Genomic DNA, 12,924 nt, shown 5'->3' with positions numbered 1-12,924 from the left:
CGCTCAGCGGCGCTGGAGCGATTTGAGCAGATAGCCGCGCATCCGCTCGGTCCGGTCCTGGCTGGCCGGCCCGAGCACGCCGCGCGCGGGCGCGGGCAGATGATCGCCCGCCGCCGCCGCCTCGTCGGCGAACACATAATGCTCGAACCACGCGCGCCAGCCCGCCTTCTCCGCCGCGGGCAGGTCGCGCACCGCCATCATCGCGTGCACCACCGCATGGAACGCCGACACGCTCGAATCATAGGCGCGCCAATAGTTGCACAGCACGTTGAGCGTCCCGAACGCCTGGACGTGATGCCACCAGATCGCCGGGATGAAGATCGCATCGCCCGGCCCCAGATCGGCCACCACCGCGTGGCCGAGCGCCTCGGCATAGCGCGGATACTGCTTCAGATCGGGCGCGAGCGGATCGACCATGCTCGAAGGCGGCCCCGCCAGCGTCCGGTCGAGCGGCCCCAGATAGAGATTGCCGACCTGATCGGGGGGAAACAGCGTGAACCGCCGCTCGCCAGCGACCACGCAGGCGAGATTGGTCGACCCGTCATAATGCGTCGCGGTCTGTGATCCGTTGCCGATCCACAACCGCGGCGTCGCCCCGCCCATCGGCAGATCGAGCGGGTTCGCCGCCGCCCACCCCGGCAGATGCTCGGGCGCGGTCGCTGCGTTCGCATAGAGGATGTGCCGTTCGGCTTCGGGGACGTCCGACAGGCGCAGCAATTCGCTCAGCAACACGTTGAGCGGCGCCTTTTCGCGGTGAAAGTTGAACCCTTCCAGATTATCGCCGCGATAGAAGAATTTGCCACCGAACGCCGGGCCGCCGATCAGCACCTCCATCGGCTTGCCGCCATCGCCGAGCCCAGTCAGATACGCCGCCGTCGCGCGATCGCCACCCGCCGCAGCCCGGACGCTGGCCCAGTGCGCGACCTGGCCGCGCAACACGATCGGCGCGTCGCGCAAAGCGATCTCGGCGGCAAAGGTCGCGGCGTCGACTGCGGCGCGTTCCTCGACACGGGCATCGGTGGGGGCAGGATGCGATATCGTCATCCTCCTGCGATAGCAGGATAATGCGCCGCGCCCTATTGCGTTTGCCGGCCCGACGAACCGGCTGGCCATCGATCAGGGTCGCCGCGCCCATCCCGCGACGCGCGCGTCGATCACCGCCGCGATCCGGTCGGCAATCACGGTCTGATCCGCGAGCGAGGGGTGCGAGTGGCACCCGGTGAAGGAAAGGCCGTTGACCGGAACATAGGTGAGCCACGGCGCGCCGGATCTGCGCAAGGTCGCGGCAACCTTGGCCACCTCCGCCTGGATCTCGCCATTGGCCATGTCCGTGGCCCACAGCACGATCTGTGCGCGTGGATCGCGCGCGTGGAGCGCTTGCACGAAGCGCACATAGCGTCGTTCGTAATCGTCGTGGAGCGCGTCGCGGCTCGCCCATGTTTCGCCGGCGTGAAGCGGTGTGGTGAAATCGTTGGTGCCGAGCGAGACGATAACCACCTGCGGATGCCAGCCGGGCGCGTTGGCGCGGGATCGATGATCGAACAGGGTAAAGGGATAGGCTTCGGGCAGCGTGTCGGCCGCGAACCCGCCATAGTTGCGCACAACCCCGCGCCCGGAGATCGCATTGACCGCGTAATCCGCGCCGTAGCGGCGTGCGAGCAACGCGCCAAAGCCGCGCGACGTATCTGTCGTCGCCCAGACCTCGTCCTGGGTACATTCGCGTTTGGACGACGTCACACCATAGCCGACGCTATGCGAGTCGCCGACGAACTCGATCTGCCGCGCGCGCTGCTCCAACCTCGCTCCGACAGTCCCCCGCTCGGCAAAGAACGGCCCGATGCCGGTCGGACCGGACTGACTTTCTGAAGCGACCTCGATGCGCAACACGTGGCGGCCGGCGGGCATCCCGGCGACGCGGTACAGGCCGAGGACTGGCTTGACGAGCGTCGTGATCCTGCGCCCATCGACGAATACGTGAAGTGCCACCTCGCCTGGCCCCACGTCGAACGATACCGCCGAGCCCCGAAACGCCGTCTCGGCATAACTGCCCGGCCACTGGCGAACAAAGCCGGCGCCTTTCCGCTCGAAACGGCCGTGCATTGTGGCCGGCAACAGCGTCAGCGCGACAGGCCTCTCTGTCAGGCGCTCGACGCGAGGCTGTGCGGCAGCCTCGACCGCCGCCGCAAGGATCATCAACCCAGCCGCCATTCCTGCCATCCGACCATGCGTTGCCATTCAAGAACCTCCTACCGCTCCTGCACCTCCTATCCCTTTCGCGACGACCCGGCGACCGGCGTGGTGGACGCGACCGTCGACCTGCGGCCGCTGTTGCCTGAGCCGGGGCGACCAGTCCCGAACCCGCCGCCAGAGGCATCGCATGGGACAAAAAGAGCCTTTGGTCGTTCGTGAGGGGAAACGGTGGCGGATCTTGCTTGAGGTCCGATTTCGACGGAGGGATGACATGGGTAGAATGATCGACGGCGCGTGGCACGCGGGCAAGGTGACGGAAGACAGCAAGGGCGGCGCGTTCGAACGGCAGGATGCGGGCTTTCGCGACTGGCTGACCCCGGTGGGGAGCCCCGGCCAAGACGGACAGCCCGGCCATCCGGCGACGCCCGGTCGGTATCACCTCTATGTCAGCTATGCCTGCCCCTGGGCACACCGGACGCTGATCGTGCGCGCGCTGCACGGACTGGAGGATGCGATCGGCGTCTCGGTGGTCGATCCTGTCATGCTGGACAATGGCTGGACCTTCGGCACGAGCCGCGGCGGCAGTGGCGATCCGCTGCACGACGCCGAGTTCCTGTGGCAGTTGTACGCCCGCGCCAGGCCGGACTATTCCGGCAAGGTCACCGTACCCGTCCTGTGGGATCGCGAGACCGACACGATCGTGTCGAACGAATCGGCGGACATCATCCGGATGCTCGCGGCGTTCGCCGGATCCGGACCGGACCTCTATCCTCATGCCCAGCGCCGGCAGATCGATGAGGTAAACGACCGTGTCTACGACACGGTGAACAACGGCGTGTACAAGGCCGGCTTCGCCACGACGCAGGACGCGTACGAGGCGGCGGTGCGCCCGCTGTTCGAATCGCTCGACTGGCTGGAAGAGAGGCTGTCCGGCAGCGACTGGCTGGTGGGCGAGGCGATGACGGAGGCCGATATCCGGCTCTTCACCACACTGGTGCGCTTCGATGCGGTCTATCACTTCCATTTCAAGTGCAACGTGCGCCGCATCTCCGACTATCCGGCGTTGGACGCTTACGTCGCACGGATGCTGGCAGATCCGCGCATCGCCGCGACGGTGCATCTCGATCACATCAAGACGCATTACTACGCCAGCCACCGCGACCTCAACCCTTGCGGAATCGTGCCCGTCGGTCCTGCCCTCCCTTGGGCTCACCTCACCGCGGGAGGCGATCAGACGCTCACCTGACCAGCCGATTGGCAGCAGTGACATGTTGGCGATGAAATGCTCGACGCCCGCGGCGACGAAGATGGCGACGGGGCTTATGATCACGGCGACCTTGCCCGACAGCGTTCTGGCGGACATCGCCATCCATACGGTCAGACAGACCAGCATGTTCGCCAGGACACCCGATGTCAGCGTCGCGAGCGCAGGCTCGTCGAGCTTCGAATCCATCGTCGCGGCTGCAGCGTCGCCGATCGTTCATGCCGCGTCGGATCGACACCTATTCCGATGCGATGGGCTAGACAGCATTCTCTACCTGATCTCGTGTTACGATCGCGTGTCCTCGGAAGGGGAACCTGGGCAAACACCGGCATCCCGTTCGGGCGGGCTCTCGGTCGCCGCATGATCAGCGCTCTCTGCGCGAGCGTCCGAGAGGGAATACCGTCAAACCTCTTCGGCCCGCATCACCGGTCGTGTGCTGCGCGAAGACGATGCCCGCCAAGAACGACCGCTTTTCCATGGGCCAGGGCCAGTTCGATATGAACATTCTTGCTGCGGTCATCGATTGCTTCGCTCGCGCGCCTTCGTTCTTGCTCAGCCCGGTCGCGATGATAGGCAACTCTTCCAGTCTCAGTCATCGACCCCTCGTCCCAATCCCACAATATATTCGTTAACCAACATACGTGAGAGGCATGCCGAGGTTCCCTGTCATCGGATCTTTCCGTGATCACAGCGGTCGCGATGCAGGATTTTCAAATCATGGAGCCATCGTCGAGGAACGGGAAAGAGCATAAGTCGCTGCGGGTGCCACAACCGGTCGGTTTCGACAGTTTAAGAACGACCAACGTTGAGCTTGGCGGTGACGATGCTACAGCACAGTGATCCGCTAAACCTTTGGAGTCCGATGACCGAGCTGCCCGCGCACGAGAAGCAGAGACTGGCTGCCCTCGCAGAATATGACCTGCTGGACACTCCGCGCGAGGCGGCGTTCGACGAGATCGCCGAACTGGTGGCGGCGATCTGCGACGCGCCAATCGCGATCGTGAATCTGATCGGGGACGGCCGCCAGTTCTTCAAGGCGGAAGTCGGGCTTGGCGTTCGTGAGACGCCGTTGGAGACGTCTTTCTGCGGGCGTGCGATCCTCGAGGATGAATTCCTGCTCGTCCCCGATGCGACAGACGACCCACGGTTCGACTGCAATCCCCTGGTCACGGGTGAGCCGCACCTGCGCTTCTATGCTGGCGCCCTGTTGAAGTCGTCTGATGGCTTTCCGATCGGCACGCTCTGCGTTCTGGACTATCGCCCCCGCGACCTGACCGAGGTTCAGAAGCAGACGATCCGCGTCATGGCGCGACAGGTCATGGTGCAGTTTGAGCAGCGTGTTGCAACGGGACGCCTGATTGCCGCCGAAGCGCGCCAGCGGGCGATTGTCGATAGCGCACAGGACTTCGCCATCGTAGCCTGCGATCTCGAAGGCCGTATCATCGAATGGAGCTATGGCGCGGAACGGGTGCTGGGCTGGTCGGAAGACGAGGTGATCGGTCGAAGCGTCTTCCTGTTCTTCACGGATGAAGACCGCGCGGCCGGGGTGCCGGTACAGGAGATGGCCTGCGCCCGTGAGACGGGGCGGGCCACTGATGAGCGGTGGCACGTGCGCAAGGGGGACGAGCCTTTTTGGGCCAGCGGTGAGTTATCCCTGCTCCGGGATTCGGCCGGCCGCCATACCGGTTACGTCAAGGTTCTTCGTGATCGTACCGAAGAGCATCTTGCCGGCGAAGCGCTCCGGAAAGCGCAGCAGCGCTTCCAGACAATCTTCGACACGGTCGATGCGGCTTTCGCCATCGTCGAGGTCAAGTTCGACGAGGATGACAAAGCCGTCGATTACCGGTTTGTCGAAGCCAACCCCGCTTTTGAACGCCAGTCCGGCGTCAACTTGCGCGGCAAGTGGGTCACGGAATTCGCACCTGACCTCGAGCAGTTCTGGTTCGAGACATACGGGCATGTTGCCAAGACCGGTGAAGCAACCAATTTCGAGAATTATGCCGAGGCATTCCAGCGCTGGTTCGACGTACGCGCAGTAAGGGTTGGCGATCCCGCAGATCGACAGATCGCAATTATTTTCAACGACGTGACCGCCCGCCGAGAAGCGGAGGAACGCCTGCGTGTCAGTGAAGCCGTCGCACGTCAGAACGTCGAGCGGGTGAAACTCGCGCTGGAAGCCGGCGCCATCATCGGCACCTGGCACTGGGACCTGCCAAGCGATCAATTCACCGTAGACGAGGCATTCGCGCGTGCCTTCGGCCTTGATCCGGCGCTCGGCCGATCCGGCATTCCGCTCGCGCAGATTACAGCAACGGTACATCCCGACGATCAGGCAGGGCTGACTGAGGCCATCACCGCGGTGATCGCCCGCAGTGGGTCCTATGCGCATCAATACCGGGTCCGCCGTGCTGACGGCCGATATTACTGGATCGAGGCGAACGGTCGGGTTGACCATGCACCCGACGGAACGCCGCTGAGCTTTCCCGGCGTCCTGATCGACGTCGAGGAACGGCGGAGCATCGCAGCGGAGCGCGACCGTGCTGTCGCCGATCTGCGCGCGCTCGCCGAAACGCTGGAGCAGCGCGTCGCCGAGCGAACCGCCGACCTCGGCCAGGCCGAGGATGCGTTGCGCCAATCGCAGAAGGTGGAGGCGATCGGGCAACTCACCGGTGGGGTGGCGCACGACTTCAACAATCTGCTGACGGTCATCCGGGGTTCTATCGACCTATTGCGCCGGCCCGGTCTCTCCGACGAACGCCGGCAGCGCTATATCGACGCGATCTCCGACACCGCCGAACGCGCGACCAAACTGACCAACCAGTTGCTCGCATTCGCGCGCCGCCAGTCGCTCAAACCCGAAGTCTTCGATGTCTCGGAAAGCGTGCGGACGGTCAGCGACATGGTGCGGACGCTGACGGGCGCACGCATCAAGGTATCGCATCGGCTGCCGACGGAGCCTTGCTACATCGACGCGGACCGCAGCCAGTTCGACACCGCGATCGTCAACATGGCGGTCAATGCACGCGATGCCATGAACGGCGCGGGCGAGCTGGCCATCGTGGTGGCGGCAGCCTCCGGCATGCCCGCCATACGGTCCCATCCGGCCACGCCGGGCGAGTTCGTGACGGTCTCCTTGACCGACAGCGGTCCCGGTATTCCAGCCGACAACATTGAACGGATCTTCGAACCGTTCTTCACCACCAAGGGGGTAGGCGAAGGGACAGGCCTTGGCCTCAGCCAGGTCTTCGGTTTCACAAAGCAGTCCGGCGGGGGCGTCGTCGTCACAAGCGACGAAGGCGAAGGCGCAACATTCACCATGTTCCTGCCCCGGGTCGACGGGCTGGACGGCGGAGCGGCCGAAGAAGGCGACAACTCCCTGCCGCTCGGCGAAGGCGCCTGCGTGCTGGTCGTCGAGGACAATGCCGAGGTTGGCATGTTCGCGACCGAGGCGTTGGGAGAGTTGGGCTATCATACGGTCTTGGCGATGGACGCCTCCAAGGCACTCGCCGAACTGGCGACAGATGCAGGCAGGTTCGACATCGTCTTCTCCGACGTGATGATGCCGGGCATGTCCGGTATCGAGCTGGGTCAGGAGATCGGCCGGCTGTATCCTAAGCTGCCGGTCGTGTTGACCAGCGGGTACAGCGAGGTTCTGGCGCAGAGCGGTACGCACGGGTTCGAACTGGTGCATAAGCCCTATTCGATCGACACATTGTCGCGAGCCCTCAAAAAGGTGTCACGCCGTCGATGAAGCGTAAGCGGTCGCGCAACCGGACGGTTGTGACATTGCGCTTGCTGCAAAGAGAGCAATCGCAGGAACCGCAGTCGATCATCGTTGGATGCCAGCCATTTTTCAACGGTGTCGCCAAGCATGAACGAACGTCCGCAACCGGTCGCGGCCAGGCATGGTCGATCAATCTACGCTGCCCGGCATTCCCCTGCGGCACGCTCAGTGCCGGCTCAACAAGGTTTGCAACGTGCGTCCAACGTCTTCGGCCGAGAACGGCTTGTTGAGCACGGGATGGCCGGCGAACCGCTCCGGCAGGACGGTGGCGCTGTCGTAGCCGGTGGTGAAGACGAACGGGATCTTGCGATCTTGCAGGATGGCAGCAGCGTCCCACGACATTTCGCCATCGAGATTGACGTCGACGAGCGCGGCATCGATCGCTGCCTCGCAAGCAAGCTTTAAGGCTTCCGGCAGCCGCATCGCGGGACCGACAATGTCCCAGCCCAAATCGATGACCACATCCTCGATGAGCATCAGCACCATAGCTGAATCTTCAACGATCAGGATCCGCGGCGGATTGTCGGTAGGAATGTCTGTGACTTTCGCAGGGGCATCATGGGCGATAGAGGCGTGGGAGGCGGTGCCGCCAGACTGCGCCACCGACGCGGGCATGACGATCGCGCACGCCACCCCGCCCGGGTCGAACGTTAGAGTCGAAGATCCGCTCGTTTCCAGCGCCAAGGCCCGCTCGATCAAGGTCGATCCGAAACCGCGCCGTGTGGGCTTGCTGACCGGAGGACCGCCGCTTTCCTGCCATCGCAGCTCCAGTCCAGCCTGCGGGTCAAACTGCCAACGAATGTCGACATGACCGCCGGCGGCCGACAAGGCCCCGTATTTGCCGGCGTTGGTGGCAAGCTCGTGGATCGCCAACGACAGCGCCAGTGCCGCTTTCGGGAGAAGCATCACATCCGGACCGGTGATCGTGACGTTCGCATGCTCCGCCCGATACGCATCTAGCTCCTGTTGGATCAGCACGATGAGCGACACGCCTTCCCATCGACTTTGCGTGAGCAGACTGTGTGCGCGCGACATCGACCGAATCCGCCGGTCGAGCCCATGGGTGAAAGCAGCAAGCGACGACGCACTTCGGCTCGTCTGCGCCACCATCGCCTGAATGCTGGCCAAGGTGTTCTTCACCCGGTGGTCGAGTTCGGCCATCAGCAATTGTTCCTGCTGCCAGGCGCGCAGCCGTTCGCGTGCGGCAGCATCGATCCGCCGCAGGACGACCTCCAGCAGCGACACCCGCAGGTCGAACGCAGCATCGTTGTCGGACGGCGACCAGGGGGTCGACCGACCGCGCACGGTCTCGGTCCACGCCTCGAAGGATTTGCGCGGCGTCAGCCGGATGCCGTTCGGACCGACTTCCATGGGCTTGTTCGGATCGCCGCCCCATTGCACGGTCTCGACCACCTCGGGTCTGAACCACAGCACGAAGTCGCGCGGTTCGCGCGAGACGGACATGGCAAGCAACCCGGAGGCGATCTCCGCATAGGCCTTGGCCGGCGGATAGTCTTCGCCCAGCCGATCCGTGGCATACACCCCTTCGAACGTGCCCATGCGCAGGGTCAGCCAGTCTGTCAGGGCGCCAATCTGGTCGTCATCGGGCGTATTGCCCAACGCGGTGATGCCGCTGTTGACGCGGATGGCGACACCGCCACGGGTCTGCCCAACCCGCAGCGCAAGACCACCCGCGGATATGTAATCGAGCAGCTGCTGCTGCTGCGCGACCAGTCCGGCCCCGTAATCATCCTCGCTCGCCAGCGCGTGCATGATCCCGGACAGCGCCTTGCGGGACAGCAACCGGGCCTCGAGCTGCTCGGCGCGCAGCCGCACTTCCAGTTGCAGCGAGAACATCGATCCGAACAGCTCGCAGACACCGCGGAGATGACGCGGCAGGCGGCGCGGCGTATGATGGTGACAGGCGATCAGCCCCCAAAGCCTGCCTTCGAAGATGATCGAGATCGACATCGAGGCGTCGACGCCCATGTTGCGCAGATATTCCCGGTGGATCGGCGAAACGTCACGCAGGGTCGCGTGGCTCATGTCGAGCGGCAGGCCGCTGCGCGGATTGATCGACGGCAGCAGCGGCGCGGGCGTGTAATCGACTTCGGTGATCAGACGCAGCCAGCTGGTCAGATACAGCGTGCGGGCCTGTTTCGGGATATCCGACGCGGGATAGTGCAGATCGAGGAATGGCGTGATGTCGGCGTTCCGGGCTTCGGCGAACACCCAGCCGGAATCGTCGGGCATGAAGCGATAGACCATCACCCGGTCGTAGCCCGCGACCGCCCGCACCCGCTCGGCCGCCAGTTGGCAATAGGCCTGGAGATCGGGAGCGTCGCCAAGTCCGTCGAACATTTCCTGGACGCAGGCGAGCGGATCGACGGCATGACGGTCGCTCAGGTCGGCATCCTCGACCTCGATCACCAGCGCGCCATCGCTCAGATGGACGCTGGCATCGATCGCGCGGTCGGGGACGACCCGCAGCAACGGATCCAGCAGGTGACGCGGGCGCGCGAGGCTGGAGCTTTGCAGCAAATCGCGAAGCCGCTGAAGCTGCTCGGCATTCAGCAAGTCCGCCAAGTCCTGCCCGGTCAGCGACGCCGCATCCCTGCCGAACAGGCCGAGGGTGTCGCCTGCGACCTGCTCGACCAGCATCGTTGCAGGATCGACCACGAGCATCGCACCATGGGGGAGGATCGAGCCGGGAATATGGATCGGCTCGCGATCGCAGTTGGTCAGATCGACGGCACCGTCCATTTGCTGCGTCATGCCGGCATCCATTCCTCATACGCCGCAAACATCGACACCGCCGCTGCCGTTGCAGCAGGTCGGTCCTGCACGGCAGCGTCGGGTAGGTTGGTGTCCAGCCCGACGGCACACCGGCTCCAGTCACCGGCACTCAGTCCTGGTTCGGGCAGGCCCCAGACAAGGCAGCCGATCAGTCCACCGCCGACACCGAGCATGGGGTCGACGACGGTATTGAAACCGTATGTGTGGCCGAGAAGCAGACGATATTCGTCCCGGTCGGCCGAGCTTGCCGCCCGACGCGAAAGCACGGGATGATGATGCCGGCGTTCGTGAATGTCGCCCGTGGCGGTTCGCAACCCGGAGCGGCCCCTCGGTGTCGGCACGCTGCCTTGGCGAGCAGGCATCGGGGCTTTCGGATGCTTGCCGCGCAGGGTGGTTCCGACCGCAGCGGACGCCTGTAACACTGACGCGCGCATTGGATTCCTCGATCAAGACGTACGGTCGATGATTGCCGTGGCATTCCTCGACGTTGCCGTATCCACACCATATTTTCGAAATCTTGCCTAGCGAATGTTGCTTATCGGTTTGCCGCCGCAACAATCATCGCAATTATTCCCGTAGCGCCGTGCTCATGCCCTCGAACGAATATGTCATAATTTTTGACATGTTTACGTACAAAATTCTCAGCCAAGTCAGCGCATTGACGGCCAGATACGTCGATGGCGTCAACGAATGCTAGTAAGTTCCCACAAGACAGCAAAGGGAAAAACCATGGACCCAACACGCATCCCCGGCAACGAAACCGACCCTGCGATATGTCTACGGTACCAGGCTTCAAGACGCGACCGATAACCCAGCGGCGCATACGCTGCCTGACGATGATGCCGGTGACGTGGATGGCGTCGAGCTCACACGTGACGCTTGGTCGGCGACTGCAGAAAATTGGCTTTGGGGAGGCTCGGCGCTGATGCCGTTCCCTGAAGGACCGGATTTCGAGAAGCGACACGGCTTCCCGAAACGCACTTCGCATCGAGAAATACGATACCCTCGTGCTAGACCCGACCGGTTCGCAAAGGTCTGGACCAGTCGGTCCGGGCATTCGCCTCGGCATCACGGGCCGCTTGTTCCCAATCATAATCGACGGACAGAAACTCTACCACCCAGCCATCACCCTCATTGGACAATACCGCATAGCGCGCATGCGGCGATCCGCTTTCCACCAGGTGAGCGTAGGGTCGGTCATCGTCATATGCCGGAAGACCGACGCTTCCCGGATTTATGATCATGCGCCCGTCGTCGAGCGTCATCACCCGCTGGAGATGCGTATGGCCGCAGAGGATCACGGCCGCATCGACAGTTCCCGCACGGTGTCGAACTTCCTCGCGAGTGGCCTGACGAAGCCCCGCCTCCGTCACCGTCTCTAGAAAATAGGTCAGGTCGCTGTCCGGCGTGCCATGAACAAGCAGCACATCTTTGGACAGGCGCATGGTCGTGGGCAATGCTGTCAGCCACGCACGCTGTTCAGCGCTCAGCTGGTCGAAGGCGTGGCGATCGGACAATCCCATGCGCTCGCGAGGCTGATCCGATATCTGACGTTCGTGATTGCCGCGTATAGTGGGCAATCCCAGAGGCATCAATCGATCGGCTGTTTCCCGCGGGAACAGGCCCCCTGAGCAGATGTCCCCGAGGTTCACGATCTGGTCCACGTGCCGGGTGGCGATGTCGCCGAGAACTGCGTCGAGGGCAGCGACATTCCCGTGAATGTCGGAAATTGCAGCGATCTTCATTACGGACCTATAACGATCTCGCCGTACGATCGTAACCCCCGCGCTTCGGCAACGACAAACCTGAGGCCGGCTTCGGAACCGTCAGCAGCTTGGCGCCCCCCGGCGGCACGGATTACTGGTCCCAATAGATCGTCTCGAAATCGCCGACCGGAGCTGGAGAATCGGGAATGATCGTACTCAACGGACGGCCGCTCTCGACGATGCGAATTGCCTGCCAGAGCGTCGGTCTTTTGACGTTGGCAGCCCGGCCGTTTGCAGCCGGCCAGAGCGGGGCGATGCGGGTTTACGCTAATCGCCCAGCCACACGGCGGTGATCTCGCCGCTATGCCCCTCCGGCGCCAGCACCGCGCGCAGCGCTTCAAGCATAGGCGGCAGCGCCTGCGTGAAGGCGTAGGGCGGGTTGACGATATACAGGCCCGCGCCGTTGTAGATGCCGGACTGATCGGCATCGTACAGCCAATGCTCCACCCCCAGCACTTTGGGGATACCGAGCCTGCGCAACTGCCCCGTCCACCGCGTATGCGTGGCGCGGTCCTTCAGCGGATACCAGATCACCGTCACGCCATGCGCCCATTTGCGGTGCGCGGCGGCGAGGGTCGCTGTGATACGGTCGCGGTCATCGGGCTGTTCGTACGGCGGGTCGACCACCACCACGCCGCGCGCGGTGCGGGGCGGCAGCATCGCGAGCCAAAGCTCATAGGCGTCGCGCTCGTGCACCGCGGCGGGCGTGCCGCGCATCACCCCGCGCAGGGTATAGGCGTCCTCGGGGTGCTTCTCGTTCAGGATCAGCAAATCCTGCGGGCGCAGAAGCTGCGCGAGGATCCGCGGCGAGCCGGGGTAGAATTGCGGCTCGGTCCCGGAATTCACCGCCTGCACGGCGGCGCGGTAGTCGTCCAGCAACGGGTTCGGCTCGGCAAAGGCCCGCAGCACGCCCTGTAGGGACTCGCCGGTGCGTTGCGCATCCTCGCCGTCAAGGTCGTACAGCCCGCAGCCGGCATGCGTATCGATCAGCGTCAGCGCGCCCGGTTTCTGCTGCAGGGCCCGCACGAGCGCGATCAGCAGGCTGTGCTTCACGACATCGGCACTGTTGCCCGCATGGAAGGAATGGCGATAATTCATTGTGACGTAAGACCCTGACGCTCTGC

At 63.9% G+C, this 12,924-nt stretch carries 8 protein-coding genes and 1 pseudogene; 2 read left to right on the top strand and 7 right to left on the bottom strand.

Annotated features, from left to right (window positions below; all coding sequences use genetic code 11):
• Positions 1-3 precede the first annotated feature (3 nt).
• Together SOM18_RS04995 and SOM18_RS04990 are read right to left on the bottom strand one after the other, a co-directional pair.
• Entirely contained in the window at positions 4-1,044 is a 1,041-nt protein-coding gene (locus tag SOM18_RS04995; protein ID WP_031440366.1) for a cupin-like domain-containing protein, read from the bottom strand.
• 72 nt (positions 1,045-1,116) lie between these two features.
• The gene (locus tag SOM18_RS04990) at positions 1,117-2,208 is read right to left on the bottom strand and encodes an SGNH/GDSL hydrolase family protein (RefSeq protein ID WP_320481415.1); all 1,092 of its coding nucleotides are present in this window, start codon (positions 2,206-2,208) and stop codon (positions 1,117-1,119) included.
• A gap of 253 nt (positions 2,209-2,461) precedes the next feature.
• Between SOM18_RS04990 and SOM18_RS04985 the strand changes: the two genes are divergently transcribed.
• Positions 2,462-3,436, top strand: coding sequence for a glutathione S-transferase family protein (locus SOM18_RS04985; RefSeq protein ID WP_320481414.1), 975 nt, complete (start codon positions 2,462-2,464; stop codon positions 3,434-3,436).
• Positions 3,437-3,496: 60 nt separating this feature from the next.
• Here the strand turns inward: SOM18_RS04985 and SOM18_RS04980 are convergent.
• A pseudogene (locus SOM18_RS04980) lies at positions 3,497-3,643 on the bottom strand (formate/nitrite transporter family protein); the annotation flags it as partial.
• A gap of 673 nt (positions 3,644-4,316) precedes the next feature.
• On the opposite strand from SOM18_RS04980, the gene SOM18_RS04975 reads away from it, so the two are divergent.
• Positions 4,317-7,205 carry a PAS domain S-box protein gene (locus SOM18_RS04975; protein ID WP_037533196.1) on the top strand — a complete coding sequence of 963 codons (2,889 nt, stop codon included), beginning with the start codon at positions 4,317-4,319 and terminating at the stop codon, positions 7,203-7,205.
• A gap of 198 nt (positions 7,206-7,403) precedes the next feature.
• Here SOM18_RS04975 and SOM18_RS04970 read toward each other — a convergent pair whose 3' ends face one another.
• From SOM18_RS04970 to SOM18_RS04955, 4 genes are all read right to left on the bottom strand, one after another.
• Positions 7,404-10,013, bottom strand: coding sequence for an HWE histidine kinase domain-containing protein (locus SOM18_RS04970; RefSeq protein WP_037533218.1), 2,610 nt, complete (start codon positions 10,011-10,013; stop codon positions 7,404-7,406).
• Complete coding sequence (locus tag SOM18_RS04965; protein ID WP_128082370.1) at positions 10,010-10,468, bottom strand: hypothetical protein; 459 nt, start codon at positions 10,466-10,468, stop codon at positions 10,010-10,012. Before SOM18_RS04965 ends, SOM18_RS04970 begins: the two co-directional genes overlap by 4 nt.
• A 576-nt stretch (positions 10,469-11,044) precedes the next feature.
• Entirely contained in the window at positions 11,045-11,779 is a 735-nt protein-coding gene (locus tag SOM18_RS04960) for a metallophosphoesterase family protein (RefSeq protein WP_031438928.1), read from the bottom strand.
• Positions 11,780-12,067: 288 nt separating this feature from the next.
• Positions 12,068-12,898 carry a 23S rRNA (adenine(2030)-N(6))-methyltransferase RlmJ gene (locus tag SOM18_RS04955; protein WP_031438927.1) on the bottom strand — a complete coding sequence of 277 codons (831 nt, stop codon included), beginning with the start codon at positions 12,896-12,898 and terminating at the stop codon, positions 12,068-12,070.
• Positions 12,899-12,924: the final 26 nt, after the last annotated feature.

It is taken from the genome of Sphingomonas sp. CFBP9019 (assembly GCF_034045155.1).
Taxonomy (GTDB): Bacteria; Pseudomonadota; Alphaproteobacteria; order Sphingomonadales; family Sphingomonadaceae; genus Sphingomonas; species Sphingomonas aerolata.
The sequence above is the reverse complement of the archived record's forward strand: the minus strand, read 5'-3'. Positions and strand labels throughout refer to the sequence as shown.